Source organism: Enterobacter sp. BNK-14 (genome assembly GCF_047456095.1).
Taxonomy (GTDB): Bacteria; Pseudomonadota; Gammaproteobacteria; order Enterobacterales; family Enterobacteriaceae; genus Enterobacter; species Enterobacter kobei.
Genome location: NZ_CP179897.1, coordinates 1,088,921 through 1,105,886, shown reverse-complemented (window position 1 = coordinate 1,105,886; position 16,966 = coordinate 1,088,921). Strand labels below are relative to the sequence as shown.

The 16,966-nt window shown below is 47.0% G+C and carries 8 protein-coding genes, 1 tRNA gene and 1 pseudogene; 7 read left to right on the top strand and 3 right to left on the bottom strand.

All coding sequences use genetic code 11. The features are described from left to right. Positions 1 to 93: 93 nt before the first annotated feature. The 3 genes from ACMGGM_RS05440 (at position 94) to ACMGGM_RS05430 (ending at position 7,629) form a co-directional block, all read left to right on the top strand. Positions 94 to 1,002 carry a LysR substrate-binding domain-containing protein gene (locus tag ACMGGM_RS05440; RefSeq protein ID WP_014884433.1) on the top strand — a complete coding sequence of 303 codons (909 nt, stop codon included), beginning with the start codon at positions 94 to 96 and terminating at the stop codon, positions 1,000 to 1,002. Positions 1,003 to 1,526: 524 nt separating this feature from the next. Next, the gene (locus ACMGGM_RS05435) at positions 1,527 to 5,510 is read left to right on the top strand and encodes a hypothetical protein (RefSeq protein ID WP_045134952.1); all 3,984 of its coding nucleotides are present in this window, start codon (positions 1,527 to 1,529) and stop codon (positions 5,508 to 5,510) included. After that, on the top strand, positions 5,503 to 7,629 hold the full coding sequence (locus ACMGGM_RS05430; RefSeq protein ID WP_045134953.1) for a hypothetical protein: 2,127 nt from the start codon (positions 5,503 to 5,505) through the stop codon (positions 7,627 to 7,629). Before ACMGGM_RS05435 ends, ACMGGM_RS05430 begins: the two co-directional genes overlap by 8 nt. Positions 7,630 to 7,719: 90 nt before the next feature. Here ACMGGM_RS05430 and ACMGGM_RS05425 read toward each other — a convergent pair whose 3' ends face one another. Then, on the bottom strand, positions 7,720 to 12,573 hold the full coding sequence (locus ACMGGM_RS05425) for an ATP-binding protein (RefSeq protein ID WP_414149156.1): 4,854 nt from the start codon (positions 12,571 to 12,573) through the stop codon (positions 7,720 to 7,722). A 291-nt stretch (positions 12,574 to 12,864) separates the two neighbouring features. On the opposite strand from ACMGGM_RS05425, the pseudogene ACMGGM_RS05420 reads away from it, so the two are divergent. From ACMGGM_RS05420 to ACMGGM_RS05405, 4 genes and pseudogenes are all read left to right on the top strand, one after another. Further along, a pseudogene (locus tag ACMGGM_RS05420) lies at positions 12,865 to 13,332 on the top strand (hypothetical protein). Next, complete coding sequence (locus ACMGGM_RS05415) at positions 13,329 to 13,535, top strand: helix-turn-helix domain-containing protein (RefSeq protein ID WP_045134955.1); 207 nt, start codon at positions 13,329 to 13,331, stop codon at positions 13,533 to 13,535. The pseudogene ACMGGM_RS05420 and the gene ACMGGM_RS05415 overlap by 4 nt, the downstream one beginning before the upstream one ends. A 347-nt stretch (positions 13,536 to 13,882) precedes the next feature. Continuing rightward, positions 13,883 to 14,140, top strand: coding sequence for an AbrB/MazE/SpoVT family DNA-binding domain-containing protein (locus tag ACMGGM_RS05410; protein WP_045134956.1), 258 nt, complete (start codon positions 13,883 to 13,885; stop codon positions 14,138 to 14,140). Beyond that, the gene (locus tag ACMGGM_RS05405; RefSeq protein ID WP_045134957.1) at positions 14,141 to 14,473 is read left to right on the top strand and encodes a type II toxin-antitoxin system PemK/MazF family toxin; all 333 of its coding nucleotides are present in this window, start codon (positions 14,141 to 14,143) and stop codon (positions 14,471 to 14,473) included. Positions 14,474 to 14,527: 54 nt separating this feature from the next. On the opposite strand, the gene ACMGGM_RS05400 is transcribed toward ACMGGM_RS05405, so the two are convergent. Then, positions 14,528 to 14,603, bottom strand: a tRNA-Asn gene (locus ACMGGM_RS05400). Between the two features lie 164 nt (positions 14,604 to 14,767). After that, on the bottom strand, positions 14,768 to 16,957 hold the full coding sequence (locus ACMGGM_RS05395; RefSeq protein ID WP_023330840.1) for a TonB-dependent siderophore receptor: 2,190 nt from the start codon (positions 16,955 to 16,957) through the stop codon (positions 14,768 to 14,770). Between the last annotated feature and the right edge of the window lie 9 nt (positions 16,958 to 16,966).

Genomic DNA, 16,966 nt, shown 5'->3' with positions numbered 1-16,966 from the left:
CGAATATCATCAGTATCTTACGGCCTGAGTTAGTATTACTGACAGATTGGCCGGTTAGCGTTTATCAGATTCAGTCTATGAGGGAGTGGTTTCATGTCGGATTTTCCACCTATCGCAAGTTTGCGTAGTTTTGAAGCTGTGGCTCGCCTTGGCAGCGTAACGCTTGCGGCGAAAGAGCTTCACGTTACCCATTCCGCCATCAGCCAGCAGATTAAAGTGCTGGAGGAAATGGTGGGGGTGAAGCTGTTTATCCGTCATGGGCGAGGGGTGCAGATCAACGAAGAGGGGCGTCTCTACGCGTTACAGGTGCGCGAAGCGCTGAATCATATCGCAGATGCCACCCGGTTAGTGCAGGTGAAACCGAGAATACTGGAACTGACGCTGGCGATGGTGCCGTCTTTTGGTTGTCACTGGTTGTTGCCGCGTCTGGAGCGGTTTCGGGAAAAATATCCACACATCACGCTGCGGATCCAGGCCAGTCTGACGATCACCAGCATGCAGCAGGAAGGGATAGATGTGGCGATACGCATGGGGAAAGGTAACTGGGAAGGAAGCGACTGCCATTATCTGTTTTCAGATGAACTGATTGTGGTTGCAGCACCCGGTTATAACGGCGGCATCCTCCCGGCAACGCCAGCAGAGGTGGCAAAGAGTAAAATCATATTCTCCATGGAGTCGTGGAAAACCTGGTGTTTCAATGCGGGACTGGAAAAAGATATTGTGCCCGGCGGGTTATGCATTAACGACTCAAATTTAGTCCTTGAGGCTGTCAGACTCGGTAAAGGTATCGCGCTGGAACGTCGCTCTCTGGTACAGGATGCCATCACCCGGGGCGAACTGGTCCAGCTTACCCCTTTCACTGCACCTTATCCCTGGCCTTACTGGCTGGTGACATCGCAGTTAACGGAAGCGAAACCGGAGGTGGCTCTCTTTAGTGAGTGGCTGGATGAGGAAGTGGCGGCCTGGCGTCAGTTGACAGGGGCTGTGGAAAGTAACGGCTAACAGAAAAGCAAAAAGCCTGCTCAAAAAGCAGGCTTTTCAAATGTGGCTCCTCTGACTGGGATCGCCTTTGCCATTAACTAGCTGATTGGTAAGTTAAACCTAAAAATTGAGGTTATCAAGACCATCACAATGACCACTTATTTATTACTGATTTTTCTTGCCGTCATGCAAGCCAACTACAATGAACCGGCATATCATCTATACCATATCTGCCTACTTATCCAGACGTAGCTCAGCGGTGAGATATGAGCCAAATTGAAGCAAATCAATCAGCATCAGCCAGGAATTTTTCCATATAAAAAATATGGGATTAAGTTTCTGATGTTTGCATAATGTCAGGTAAAATACGCACTTAACTGCCATCACAGTTGCGATTGAGCGTAGCATAATAAGTGCCCGTACAACCTCTCGAATACAAGCCGTCTCAGCGAGTATTTCACATAGCCCTCTAACGCTGTGTTTGGTGCGTTAATACGTCCATACCCGATTTTCAAATTGCAGTTGTGCCAGAAGGAATTGAAGACATGCAATCCGAACAAAATCAAAACATTCGACATCTTCCATTACCACACAGTGTCAGAGAAGCCATTACCGCAGCAAGAAAACAGGCCGGTACGTTTTACTCCTTTACCGAAGCAGATACACCACTACTGATTCAGTCCCAGGATGGTACGGCGAGTGGCAAAAGCTATAACGTTTTCGCTCAATACATCGAAAGCGTAAATCCAGCAATCAACCTAGGCAATAGCCATCGCAATCTGGTGTTTATCACACCGCTGAAATCACAAATTGACATCCCGGAACAACTTATCGCTCGCGCCCGAGATAAGAAGATTGAATTGTTACCTTATCTTTCGCAAGGGGATATCGCAGATCTTGGTTTTACTTCATGGGTGAAATCTCCTGAAGGGAAAACACCTACAAACCGGGAACGGTATCGCCGCTGGATCAAGCAAGCCGACAAATTGATGTCGGGTGACATTCAGCTCATTTTTCAACGTCTGAAAGCGGAAGTTGATGCTCGTAATAGTCTGGAAGTACGTCTGGAAACAGAGATTAAAGTGGGGGCAACGTTTGAGCAAAAACGTCTGGAGGATGAGTTACGTCTCAATAGTTTTCATTTAGCCGGTCGCTTACAGGAAGCGACTGTGGCGATGCTTAATGCCCTGAATCAGGATCTGGCGGCTTTACTTGATGGGGAAGCGACTAACCCTCGATATGCACTGGCGACGGAAATGGTTAAACATCTTTTCCCGTTTCAGATTGCACTGTATCGCCGATGTATCCTGCTGGCCACGACGAAAAAGTTCGATGGCAGTGTGCTGTTACTGAAACGCGATAAAGAAGGCGGCTATCACCGGAGTTCACAACAACTGGACCACGTTCTGGGTCAGAAAAAAAGCCTCAAAGTGAATCCGTTAGGCGAGATTGCTAACCAGACTAATCCGCAGCGAATTGAGAGCTTAAAAGAGCAATATTGGATAACCGATGAAGACTCACCTTTCGCACAACGTGATATTCGTTTTACATTAGTTCTGGACGAAGAGCACGAAGCCTACCGTATCTTCCAGCAGAATGTTTGCCAGACATTAATGAACGACGATCAGCAGCTTCCTTCGTTACTGGCAATTTTACATCGTGTACTGGAATATGTGGATGAATGTTCTTCCGATGAAAGAGCGCCAGGGTATATCCCTCTGAAAAATTATGTCGATGAGATCAACAAAGCCTTATTACAATGTGATTTACGACCAGATTTCGATCTTAAGAAGCTGACCAGACTCTTTAGAAATAGTTTGCTTGATATCGTCGTCGATAGTCGTAATGCTGAGCAGGTTATCGCGTTAATTGGTAATGTTTTCAGTTATCAGATTCAGCGATTTTACCGTGAGTCAGATCTTCGTCGTATTCATTTACGTAGTCACGGGCGTCATTCATACACTGAAGTCTATGTTTCTGAAGATGACAAAAAAGTTCCAGATGAATTTACCCTATATGAAATGTATCAGACACTGACTGCTCTATTATTAGCCTCTGCCCGGTTGGAAACACCCAAACATGTCTGCGATTTGCTTGCACAGCAGGAGATGGCAAATCAGAATAACCCATTGTCTGTTTTCATTCGTAAAGCCCAAAGTATTAAAGGAGATATAGATCATTTATCTTCCAGTGAGCCTCAGAAAGAACAGTTGATAGATGACTTTTTTACCTATTTTCAACCCAAGACATTGTTTTCCCTTTCGCCACGTGAACAGGTAAGAATTGAGGCTGAACAACTGAGGGGATGGGTATTACTCAAATTTCGGATGGAGTTAATTAAGGAGTTACCCGAAATAGCATTATTACGTGTGCTTTATAATACACGTAATACTATTATTTTACTGTCTGCTACAGCAGGATTTCCTGCAACGTATAATGGACAGTACAGCCGCCCGTTTCTGGATAAATACGCCCGTGACTTGAACTATCGCATCAGGCAGCGGGATGTTAATTCTGCTTCGCCCCTGTCGGCGATCCGCGACAACAGAAACCTTCATCGTCCTGTAGCGCTGGAGGTATTTGACGATCAGGTACTGGAGTTTTTACCACAAAACGAGGAGCCTGAGTTCAGGAATGCATATCGTTTGTGGCTCAAAATGCTCGAACCATACTCTACAGCCGTTCAGTTTAATCGCTATCATAAACGAGAGTTTCATCGCCAGTTACAGAGTATGTTACTTGCGGCCTATACTGGTCGGCACATTCTATGTATTGGGATCAGTAGCCGTTTTTTTGCGATTATCGGGAATTTTCTTCGTGCCAATAAGTTAAGTGCAAATCCCTATCGTGGGGTCGCTATTCTTGACAATGAAACACGTCGGGGGAACGATTTATCTCGTGTATTTGAAATCACTCCTTTTGCTGAGCGGCATAGATTACGTGTCGTCATGTTTGATTCAAAACTCAACCGGGAAGATCCGGTAAGAGACTATCTGCAAATTGATCACCAAAGCTTAGCAATATGCATGGTTTCCCACTTCCAGGGGGCTGGCACAGGGCTTAATTATTATGTCACTTATCCGGTACCGTCAGAACCTACAGGAGCAGATTCAGAGCAAATCGACTTTGATGAATTAGCAATGGTCTGCGGTAGCTACTGGAGTCAGATTAATGCAACTCCATCGCGAAACACGCTGGAAAATTATATTACCTTACTCAAGCATTATGCTCATGGAAGCGTGCCTCGTCAGGTTGGTGATTTCGATACGGATCTAGTTGATTCTGATGCTGCCCAATTGCTGGATACTGAACATACCGTCGAGCTTCATAAAATTGCAATGCAAACTATTGGCCGTACAGAACGGCGTGATGCCCAAATGGATGGCATTATTCGTTTACCTTCTGGTGTTCATCATAATGCATTGTGTGTTTTTCGGGATTTGGATCGTCATCCAAATGCACAACCGTTACTTGCTTCCCTGAGTCTGCATAACCACCTATGGTTCAAACGCGTAAAAGAGGATTTATTAAAAGCCAGCTTTTCTTCCGATAGTCAGCGTAGCGAATTTGAAAATAAAGTTGTTAAAGCAATAAATATGTATAGTGACTTTGAAGCCGAACTGAAAAATAAAATTCTGCCACTGGCAAGACAAGGTGATCGAAATGCAATTGAGTTAAATGAAGCATTACGTCACCGGGACTGTTTTACCGATCCTCAGTCATATATGAAGCGTCTTAAACGCAACGCGATTATTAAGAAAAATGCTTACCTTAGCGACTGTGTAAGCCATTTTTATCTGGAGCGCACTGCCGATTGGGAAAATGTGATACTAGCTAAAACCTTAGATGGTTATGGATTAACAGATATTTCAGCTGGGGCAAATCCATACAAACCGGAATATTGTTTACCCCAATATCATGAAGCCATGGCTGAAGAGTCATCCGGAACTGAACAGCGTATTTTTGCGAAGATTCTGGGATTAGAGGCCACGCCTTTACAACAATACATTCCCATCCCTTCATTGATGCCACTTTTGATTGGCAACATTGGTGAATGGCAATTACACCTTGTGCTCCAGGAAATGAATATTACGCCCATCCTACCACAAGAGCTGTCACACTATCTGGATAGCCATTGTTATGAGCTGTTTGATGTGTACTGCATTAACAAGAACCGGATTGTTGCAATCGATGTAAAAAACTGGCGAATGCAAGGAAATAACCGCCAATTAGCGAAAAAAATGCATAATAACTCATTGGGGAAAGTCAGTGAGTTGCAGAAAATCGTTGCAGAAAAAACACAGTTTGATGGTGTTGATGTTGTTTATCTTAATACCCGATATGCTTTAAACAGCCTCAACATTCGTGCCGAACATTCTAACCATAAGGGGATCTGTTATTATAACCTTTTTAAAAGTATTTCATGTTATGAAAAAGATAATGGCAAAAATCCTTATGATGCAAAAATAAAATCAGAATTAAGAATAAATGAATACTTACTTAATCTTTTAGGAGTGAATTATGACTGATGTAACTGATAGTCTACAGCATAATGAAACGGATGTTGTGATGGCTGCCGAATGGGACCTTCAGCCTTCAGATTATGCACCTAAAGCACGAACACAGCTCTTTGATATTCATGATGCTGCTGATGTAATGTTGGAAAAACTTCTGCAATTACCCTCGGCAAATGGTTGGGGAATTGATGCAATCTGTATCAACAAGGTAAAAGAATACACCATGAAATGGGATGATTTTTTTATTGAGTTGCACAGGGAAATTCAAAATACATTATCCTTAAAGCTGGGAGTGAAAAATAACAGGGAGTTTCAGTATCAAACATTAAGAAAAGCAAACAGCTATCTTGTGATGTTTCTGTCACCAGATGCCCGTCCGTATCATCAATGGGTTAATGAACTAAAAATAAAGGGCTTTGATCAATATAAAATTGCTCAAACTGTGCTCGGGTTGCGTCTGAAACTACATTTTTTAGAGAATTCCGGGAAGTATTTTGAGGTGAGTTATGGGGCCTATAATAGCGAAGTTTTTCTGGGTGCTGTCGTACAAAAAGAAGAACCAGACAAGAGAGGAAACTATTACGTAGATGCATTGCAAAGTGACCTCTTTTACAGCCCGGATTATGGTGACCTCACCTTTACTCTGAAAGGGATCTGCTTCAGAGCTAAAGCGGAAGAGCTTGGTGTACTCAGCGATTATGGTCGGATTCTGATTAAGGGTAAAAAATCATTGCAGTTGCTTGAGAAAGTAGATGGTAGAAAATACCGGAAAATGCCCTATATGCGTTTTGCCAGTAAGGATTATTCTGGCTGCAAAAATCACGCAGAGAATCTGGTTCAGCGCGTGCTCGGTGATATCCTGTCTCAGGCTAATATCACTTTCTCGCCACGTGTTTTTTATGCTACCCACTGCCAGTTAAACTTTTTGACGACCAATAGTAAAATACTTCAGCGTCCGTTAGTTATTATAGATAATATTAATAGTGGAGAAAATCCAGAGGCGCATCAGCTATTTATTCACTATCTGAAAAAAGAATTAGGTGCAGTAGTTATAATGCCACCTCGAGAACTTATTGAACTGGATAAAAATGTTAACTATCTGGTGCTGAATCAGTCTAAAAAAATAAACGGGTCCAGCATTTCTCTTGGTGAAGATACCTTCTTAAACTCTACCTGGCAGGCATTGAATGAAGCAAAAGCGGGTAAAAAAGAGCTATTGGATTATTATTCAAGGCTAAAAGTGGATTTCATCCTTGATTTTGAGAATAATCATCAGCGAGTCTTTCAGGGATGTAATATTGAATCTATAGAGCAGAATAAAAAAGATCCTGTTACCCAGTCGGTTAAAAAAGTGCTTAATCCAGTACCTGTCGCTAAGCTGGAAATGATCCGCAGTGAACTTTGGCTAAAAGAAGCAGTGCTGGTGAGAAAGAAACTTACCGGTTTTAACATTAACGATGGTGAGTATATTCTTGTCTCAATTCGTTGCTCCTCTTCCGGAAACAGAAGAGGGAATGATTTTTATGGCGTTGCCACGCCCGTAATATTCAGTCATGGCGTAATGAACATCGCAGAGCCAAAAATGTATACAAATGAGGTGGCTTTCCGTAATAATGTTCCGGGGATGAATATCAACTGTATTGATAAATTGCGTGATGATAATTTCTATCTTGTTGATACAATAAATAAGATTGTGATTAAGCGATACAATACTGTTCGTATTCCGAGATTATTAGGTTCTGCGGAGCGTTGTTCTCTTCAGGTAGCAGAAAATAATCAGGATAAAATTAATAAATTTGGTGCAGCGGATAAAACATGTTTGCCTTACTACTTAACGCCAAAACCTAAAAGTCATGCTGTCAGCCAGTATCAACAACTCTTTATTGAAAAACGAGGTAATGAAGCATTACTTTTTTGTACTAAAAGCAACCAGCCCAACCAGATTATGGACAGGGCTACCTTAGTTTATAATTTGGTGGCGACAACATTTGACGGTAAGGAGGCTGATGTGATGACGCAACCAGCAACTGAATTACTGTTGCGAACTTTAACTTACGATACCACCCGTTATAATGAAGTCAGTCAGACATCTCTTCTGGAAAAAATATCGCGTTTGATGCTGCATAACTAATTTTATCAGCTTTTAACGTGGGTTATTCTTTATCAGGCCATATGCTATGGCCTGAATATCTTTAAACCGGATAATATCGAGCCTGTTCATTCACTGAATCAACTCCGGCAACCTATAAAGCAAACGCCTGGCAGATGGCCAGCCTGCATCCATAAAAATATCCAGGCTTTCTATCAAACAGGTACGTCGGTGTTCCTCTTCAAAAATGATTTTATAGTCAGCAAGAAACATCCCCATCATTTTTACCAACTGTTCCATTCCCATATGTTCATTCTGGAAACCAAACCTTGTTCCGTGACGTAATGCATGGGCCATCAGATCAAAACATTTTGCAGGATCGACAGGAACAAGCGTTTCCAGCAGTTCCAGGAGGTAGTAAATAGTGTGTGGCGTACTGCAATCACCAATGCGCCGCATGTGCAGTTCAGTTTCGTTTATAAATCTCTTAACTTCTTCTTTTTCTAATGGTTTCTCAGGATTATGTTTCCCTTCACAAACAAAGCGAAGTTGCAGACATGCTCCGTCTATAATTGCAAAACAGCGCCTTACGTCTTCCAGTTCAATCTCTGTCAGATCAGTGCGGGATGAATACTCTTCCAGTTTTTTTCCTGCAGCATCAATAATGCTATAGGCTATATCTAACGCCCGTCGTCTGATTCCAATGTCCTTCGGTGTACTCTGTTCGGTAAAGCCAAGAATGAATTCATCCCTTAATGTAAATAAAATTTGTTTAAGTTCATGGCTATAAATAGTGGGATCGACAATCCAGCCTTGAAGAATATCGTATGCTTCCCTGATTTCATGGACTCCCCAGAGAATTGCCAGATCGATGCTAACTATCTTGCGAATACGGTGCTGACGTCCAGGATCGTTACTAAAACGTCCCAGCAGTTTCTGGATAAGACAGAAGGAATGCGTCGGGTCGTTATATAGCAGACGTCTGATTCCATCCCCAACTATATGCTCTATTATGCCGGTATTGATTTCCTGCTCCACGCGTTCATTCAGGTAATGCCATACGCTATCCGGAGCAATATCCCACAACCTTAACAGGCGTGTTGATGCCTGAAGACGAACGGCCGGGTGAGGGTCAACCAGCATCCTTTCGATATCAGGTTTCAGTAGATCATACAGATCGGGACGTAAAGGCATTACATCCAGAAAAATTCGTGCAGCATCAATCCTCGGTGAAGGAGAGCCCCAGCTAACGCTGTTGGCAAAATTATCCTCGGTATCTTCATTGATAGTTGGAGATATTGCGCGAGAAGTCATATGCAATAAGTCCAAAAAATGAGGGGTCAGCTCATCTGCCCGATGGTCATTTACAGGCGGTAATAATTTCTGTTCAACAGCCGCAGCGCAGGCCCGAACAATAACATCCTCTGCAGTTGTGCGCACATAGGTATGAATATTTACAGCATTGAGTTGTTCACTAAGCGGCTCGAGAATGCCAAAAACATCTTCCAGCGATAATTCAGAGGAGAGTGTATTATTTGTCGTTAACCCCAGTGCAGTTTTCGCTGTTTTGACAGCACTGATAACCATGGCATTGACTGGCTCATTTTGATCCAGACCTTCGATAAAATCATAAGGTATACCCGTGCTAACATTGACCGGAGAAATATCGAAAAGCCTTTTATTGCCTGATATTTCATCATCTCCCTGCGTGTTTTTCAGAAAGTCCCGGGCGGCTTCAGTAGAAAGATTATCTGAGCCAATCGCGTTGAAAAGGCGATATAACAGTCGTTTCTTTGCTTCTTCCGGGTAAATATAGCCAGAGAAATTATACTGGAATGCTGCATTCTCCAGCATTTGCCGTTCCTCCACTGGACGCCGTGCAATTCCTTTGCTGACCAAATCGATAGCATCTTTACGGGTGTCTTCGTTCCGGATAAACGCTTCCTGCGCGGCAATGGGCCAGAGAAAATCAACCAGGCTATCATTACGTTCATTTGCCGCCAGAAAGAGCCTGGCCCAGAAGATTGCCAGTGAGGCTTTTTGACGAAAAAGTTCTGCGAGAACTAACACGTCTGGTTCAGTCGCGCTTTTCAAATGCTGAAATAGTTTCTTAACCAGTACTTCTCCGTCATGCGCGTGTTCGCCTGTAGGATTGTACGCCCAGATGTGGCTGTGATCGGCTTTAAGAGAGATATCATTCCCGGAAATGGATAAATGCATCACTGGGGAATCGACAGGATGGTGCCGGGCAACATATCCATTTAAAGCGTTAACGGCAGCATCAACAGCCTGCTCTGGATGTTGTTCGAGAAAATGGGAGAAAAACTCACCGAGGGAATAACGAGCCGATTCATAGTCCTGTCGGGCGTTTGATCTCAGAGGGAGAATTCGGCTGTTCCCCAGCGTTGTTTCCCGTTCTTCGGTGACATCGTAGCTGTAGACAAACTCGAATACGCTGGCAACAAACTCAGGAGCATAATCTGCGATTTTCTTGATGTTGTAACAGAGAATGGGAATTTCCTCTGAACCAAAATGCTGGAGACGTTTGACGGAAATAATTTGCTCCAGTAAACGGCAAGATGCATCAACATCGGTATTGATCGTATCTGCAACGAAAGGTATAGCACTTCTGACAAAATAGCCCGGCTGACTCTGCTCAAGGCCATAAGAAAGCACGGCGCGGCAGGCTGTACCCAGAATATTGCGTAGATCAGGATCAGTCACCTGCTTAGTAATCGGATGCAGCAAAAATCGCAATGTCTCCGCGACTTTATTGATGTCAGGCGTTAAAGCAGAGACCAGATATACCCACGGAAGCAGAGCCACGTCTTTTTCATCTTCAAACCGAATTGCCAGCGCGCCGCAGAGATGACTGAGTGTGGAAATAACGTTCTGATCGTCCATTGCCACACGTTTAGCGAGCCAGAGCAGGTCGTTTTGTGCAACAGGATATTCAGCCGCAATCCGGCCTGTTGCACTACGGATAATGGGATCGCCATCGCTATCATTAACCAGATGACTTACCGCTTGCCAGAAACCGTGATGATCTTCGTTATAATCCCAGATCTCCTGGAGCACAAAACCCAGTGCGGGAGAAAGCAACAATCCCTGAGCCTGCTGTTTAGGGAAACGCAAGGTTCCCGCAATGAGTGCGTCAGGATCGAATGATATTTTTGCCGCAGCATAGTCAAAGAGCAGATGATGACGAAACTGTACCCAGCGATCGCTAGCCTCCCTGACGACAACGCCTTCACGAGAGAGTGTATCAATCATATCGGCATCTGTGCCTGTCAACAGAGATGGAGCCCTGAGTGAACGAGTGGCAATCATATGATCAACCAGAGCCTTAAGACACTGCCGGGCATTCAGCCCATGTTTCTCAACGCGATACTGCCAGTAGAGTTTTAATAATTCGCTCTGGGATGAAATACGACTCAGATTAATATCCGCATATTGCGAAACCAGGTCGGCCAGCAATCGTGTATTAAACGGTACTTTTGCTAAATCGCGAAGCCTGTCAGAAAGCTGCTTAAGTGCTGCTGTCAGCGCCGAAGATTGTTCCAGTAACTGGCTGAATTCGTTATCTGACCAGCGTGGAATAACAATATGGCGAACCGAAGAAAACTGCGTATCGGCACGTTCCGTCACTGGAGGATGCCCCTTAAACAGATCGCGAAGCTTCACCCCCATACGCAAATCGAAACTGCGAATAGAGGCAATAACGCGCCATCGCCCCTTTTGATTCAGTACCTGTTCAATCAGGGGACGAAAAACAGCCTCACCTTTACCCCCACGGGTCGCATCCAGTGCATCAATAATCAGCCAGCCGTGAGACGTACCATCCCATGCTTCAAGCACTTCAGTCAGACAATGATCCAGCCGGAGTTCACGGCTCAGTCCTTCGAGTGACTCAACCGAATAGTGATCAACCGCCAGTTCAAGAACATCGTCCCCACGATTGCGCAGGCTACGTGCCAGCGCATTCAGTACGCCGCTTTTACCGGCTCCGGGTTCACCAATAATTAATAGCGAGCCGGACTGCACAGCTTGCTCAACCGCATCCTGGCATTCCCTGCGCAAGGTAATCGGCTGGCCGGAGGGATTATCGATGGTTTCATACTGCTGCAAGGCATTGGCAACGTGCTGAGAGTGGCGGATAAGTTGATGAATATCCGCCTGATATTGTGGCGGTGCGGCCAGTTTAATCCCTTTTCCTGCCAGCAGGTTACGTAATAATAATGCATCACAGCCACCACGTCGGGACATTATCTCCCCACAGGTGGTGACAAGAATACTCAGGGCTGCTGCTGAGTCAGTTTCTCTGGCAAGACTGCGGCTAAGTCGCATCTGAAGTGTTGATGCGATATTTTCAACATCAACAACGTGAACGACAATCAGACGGGCAAGTTCGGCTAACAGATCTGATGGCCGGGGCTCCGTGGTAATTCGGCACCACGCCGTCAACACACAGCGTTCGAAAATATCAGACGCTGATTTCTGTTTCCTGTTCATAGCTCCGCGGCCTTGCTGGGAAAGATGGCGTAACGCGGCGGAAAGATCGGTCCGAACAGTCGCTGATGCTTTGATACTTACGGCTAAAATCAGCCGATCTTTCTCCGGCGACAGAGGGCGGTTCCATTCCAGAGAACCATCACCATCCCGACAGGTTAGCCAGTGTTGGACGAACTGTTCAATTGTCCGGTAAAAAGGACTCTTTTCTTTATCTGAAAGTGGGACCGTTGTTTTTGCCTGAATTGCAAGAAATCCGCCCACAGAAGTTGCCACAAGAATATCGTCAACTGGCGCTTCAGTTTCGAAACGAAGCCGAACAGGTGCTGCATCACCCAGTACTAATGAAGGATCCAACGGGTCATTACTCAGGATCTGAGCGGCGAAAAACGCGCCTAATTGTTGTTGAAAGATAATACCGCTGCTGGTTGCCGCGCCACCACCGTTTGAGGGACCGCTCATATTCGTATCAGACAAGTTTCACCTTCATAGCATGAATTCCGTGTTGGCGTTTATTTTACGGACAGGCGATTGGTAAAACAAAGAGATAAAAGTACAGTACCCGGGTAAAACCGTCATTGCGACATAATGGCGCATTCGCACTTTTTTTATGTCGTGCGTTCGGCTACATCTCTATTGGCGGCTGGGGGGTATCGCAAGGTGCATCGGTGTAGGTATGACCGGTAAGACCAACTCCGTTCAGTTCACCATCCGTAAGATTGGTCTCTTCGGTGGTGGAATTTAAATTCACATACCGGAGGTTGCCTTATGGCTATACTCCTCACTCAGACACACCCGTCACTTGTTGTTCCCTTTAATGCCACCACGGATTTCACCATACACACCAGTCACTACGAAACCTTTGTCGAAACCCTGATTGAAAGCAACGATCCCTCGTTGAAAATGGCGCTTTGCGGGAGAATCAACACCTGTCTGACGCTGCTGTAACCCACACTGTTAGAGCCAGTTCCTCCCCATCTGGTTGAAAGCCTGACCGTTGACACGCTTCCTGCGACCACTCCCCGTTTTGAGCCTGAATGTACGGAGCTTTGTAGTTACTGCCTTGCTATCACGCAAACCCTGTCGGGGCTGGGATTTGCCTCTGAAACGGAGAAGCACCTTTGCTGGCTGCTGTACGACCTGATTAATTACTTCGCAGCGAAAATGAAAGCCCCGCGTTGGTTGCGTACTGCCGGTGGCATGAAGTTTATCGACGGTGTGGAGGTCAAAGTATGACGCAGCCTGACTGGCATCCTGCCGACATCATCGCCGGGCTGAAAAAACGTGGCATTTCGCTGTCAGCGCTTTCGCGTCAGGCGGGGCTGGCATCCTCCACGCTGGCAAATGCGCTTACCCGCCGCTGGCCTAAAGGCGAAAGATTGATTGCTGGAGCGTTAGATGTTGCGCCTGAAAAAATCTGGCCTTCACGCTATCTCTGATGTCCCTACGGCGCAGCCCATATACGGAAGCTGCGCCGCATTTCGTTTATCTGATCCGTCATAATCCTTTGAATCGCAAAAACAGTTTTCTATTATCGGCCTTCTTACCACGAATTAAGCTACCGCCTGCATGAAATGCTTCATGACCTGAAAGAAGCGACTGATGTATCAGGAGGGTCGCCGTTTTACCGGCAATGCCGCCTTTGAAAACTGTCGGATCCATCCTTCGATGGATTAATGCTTTCTTCTCGCATTATTACGCTAAGGAAATCGCAATGAATCTGATGAATAATTGTGCATCGGCTGCCTCAGATGTTATATTAAAATATAATATTCGGAGGTGCTCTATGTATACCACTCGCCTGAAAAAGGTTGGCGGATCCGTCATGCTGGCGGTTCCTCCCGCCGTGCTGAAAACGCTTGGGTTGTCAACGGACAGCGAAGTCGGCATGACCATAAATAATGGCTGCCTGATTATTGAACCCCAGAAACGGCCCCGTTATTCGCTTGAGGAACTGCTTGCACAGTGCGATCCGCACGCCGAAATGAGCGACGAGGGTCGGGAATGGATTGATGCGCCTGTGGTGGGCAAGGAGATCCTGTAAATGGACAGAGGGGAAATTTGGCTCGTCTCACTGGATCCTACAGCTGGACATGAACAAAGCGGAAAACGTCCGGTGCTTATCGTATCGAAGGCATCTTTTAACAAGCTGACCCGGTTACCCGTTGTTGTTCCCATCACCAGCGGTGGAAACTTTGCACGTACAGCCGGTTTTACCGTCTCCCTGGACGGTGCGGGAACAAAAACGATGGGCGCTATTCGCTGCGACCAGCCCAGAACCATTGATATGGCTGCCCGGAGCGGCAAGCGGCTGGAACGCATACCAGACGCTGTGGTGAATGAGGTGCTTGCCAGGCTGGATGCGATTCTGAATTAACATCTGAGACGCAGAAAAGCAAAAAGCCTGCTCTAAAAGCAGGCTTTTCAAATTTGGCTCCTCTGACTGGACTCGAACCAGTGACATACGGATTAACAGTCCGCCGTTCTACCGACTGAACTACAGAGGAATCGTGTGAACGAGGCGCATAGTAGCGACCTCAGTTCGTCTTGTCAAAGGGGGAAAACGTACTTTTCGTTCGTTTGCCGACAATTTCAGCAAATCGCTGATTTTATAGCAAATTCGCGCTGAAATTACGCAGCAAATTGCGCCGCCCGCAGGCGGCGCACAGGATTAGAACAGTACGGAGTAGTTCAGACCAAACGTACGGCCACGGCCTTTATAGGTATACAGACCTGGTGCACCGTAGGTTGGGCTATACAGCCCCGGCGCGCGCTGGCCCCAGGCGGTGGTGTAGTCTTTGTCCAGCACGTTCTCCACGCTGAAGCTCACTTTACCCACCGGCAGGGCGTAGCTGCCCAGGAAGTCGACCGTGTTATAGCCATCGATCTTCTTGCCGTCCGCATCTGACACGTCAAAGGTCTGCGTGCTCTGCACGCGCAGGGTCCAGTCGCCCGGTGCCCAGTTGACCCATGCGCTGGCTTTTGACGGGCTGGCGCTGTCTACCGTCAGCTTCTCCCATTTACCGTTTTCGCGGGTTTCAGACTTAATGGCGTTAAAGTTCGCGCCCGTGCTCCAGTCGCTGTCGGTGAAGAAATAGTCCACCTGGCCTTCAATCCCGTAGATACGACGCTTGTCGTCTTCGAGGTTGATGGTCATGTCCGTCTTGTTGATGGTGATCGTTTTGTCCGAGAGCGAGTAATACGCCGCGACCTGGGTACGCAGGTTATCGCCGGTGTAGCGCCAGCCCAGCTCGTATGCGTTGACCTTGATGCCGTCAAGCGTCGAGTCGTTCACGTTCACGCTGTTCAGCAGGCGATAGTGACCGTTGCTGAGCTGATAAGTCCCGGAACCGTAGTACTTCGCCAGATCCGGAATTTCAAAGCCTTGGGAGAAGTTAAACCACAGCTGCTGCTGTTCGGTCAGACGACCGAGGATCCCGGCGTTAAACAGGAAGTTGTTGTAATCGGTTTTCCCGCCCGGCACCGCGTCTGCGGAGGTGGCTTTCCCGGTTGCAATGGCCTGCTGCTGGGCGTAACCCACAAAATCGTCCACCTTGTTTTCGGTGTACTGGTAGCGCACGCCGCCGCTCAGGGTGATGGCGTCAATGTCGTAGCTGGCCTGCAGGAACGGGGCGAGGTTGGTAATGCTGTAACCCGGGTAGCGGCCCACGTTATAGGCGTTATCAAGCTCCATGCCGCCGCTCGCCGCTGCTTTGCTCAGATCAAAGAACTGCTGATTGGCATCGAAGGTTTCATGGTCGGCATCCACACCCCAGGTCAGGGTTAAATCATCCATCGGTTTGCTGTTCAGCGTCAGCTTGCCGCCGTAAAAATCGGTTTTCTGCTGCGACGCACCGATGCTGCTCACGACGCCTTTGGTCAGGGTCGGGAAGGGGTAGTAGGTCAGGCTTTCGTCACGATAGTAAATCTGCGCAACCAGATCCTGGCCCCAGAAGTCGGTATTGGAGTATTGCAGGTTAATCAGATGACGCTCGGTACCCGGTATACGGTCAGAATCAAGATTACCTTTGTTATAGGCAGTCGCATCGCCCGTGACCGCCGAGAAGTTTTTCCCGAGGTACAGGCCATGCTTGCCGTCGGACTCGCTCTTATAGTACTGCGTCGTGAGCTGAAGCTGCTGGTGTTCGTCAATGTTGAGGGTGCCGGTCCCCATCACATCAATACGGTCGGAATACTGTAAGCCGGTCTGGGTGTTATCAATGATCACCTCGTCGCCGTTGCCGTCATACCAGCCGCCGTAACGCTGATACGACACCGACAGACGACCCGAGGCGTTGTCGTTGCCGCCGCTGACCGCCGCCGACACGTTCTCATCGTGGTCGTTGTGGCTGTTAAAGCCGCTTTTTGCTCCGGTCTGGAACTCAACTTCGGTCTCCGGCTGGCCTTTTTTGGTGACGATGTTCACCAGGCCGCCGGTGCTGCCGCCGCCGTAGAGGGACGTGGCGCCGGAGATCACTTCGATACGGTCAATGTTGAACGGATCGATGGAGTCGAGCTGGCGGCTGTCGCTGCGGGAGGAGTTCAGGCGCACGCCGTCCACCATCACCATCATCGAGCGGCCGCGCAGGTTCATACCGTAGTTGGTACGCCCCTGGCTGCTGACGTCCATGCCCGGGATCAGCTGCGCCAGGACTTCTTTAATCTCCTTTCCGCCCTGAACCTGCTGCTCAATTTCAGACCGTTCAATAACCCACGTGGTCTGCGCCATCTCGGCCACGCTGCGGTGTGCACGGCTGGCGGAGACCACGATATTTTCTTCCTTTTGTTCTTCCGCCCACGCAGAGGTAGAAAGCATTGCAAGCAAGCAAGGATTTAAAACCCAAAGATGAGAACGTTTCATTGTTATGTT

Bases quoted from the DNA above. Each gene is read 5' to 3' on its own strand.
- ACMGGM_RS05405 (WP_045134957.1), top strand. From the start codon at position 14,141: ATGGACAGAGGGGAAATTTGGCTCGTCTCACTGGATCCTACAGCTGGA.
- ACMGGM_RS05410 (WP_045134956.1), top strand. From the start codon at position 13,883: ATGTATACCACTCGCCTGAAAAAGGTTGGCGGATCCGTCATGCTGGCG.
- ACMGGM_RS05430 (WP_045134953.1), top strand. From the start codon at position 5,503: ATGACTGATGTAACTGATAGTCTACAGCATAATGAAACGGATGTTGTG.
- ACMGGM_RS05440 (WP_014884433.1), top strand. From the start codon at position 94: ATGTCGGATTTTCCACCTATCGCAAGTTTGCGTAGTTTTGAAGCTGTG.
- ACMGGM_RS05435 (WP_045134952.1), top strand. From the start codon at position 1,527: ATGCAATCCGAACAAAATCAAAACATTCGACATCTTCCATTACCACAC.
- ACMGGM_RS05395 (WP_023330840.1), bottom strand. From the start codon at position 16,957: ATGAAACGTTCTCATCTTTGGGTTTTAAATCCTTGCTTGCTTGCAATG.
- ACMGGM_RS05415 (WP_045134955.1), top strand. From the start codon at position 13,329: ATGACGCAGCCTGACTGGCATCCTGCCGACATCATCGCCGGGCTGAAA.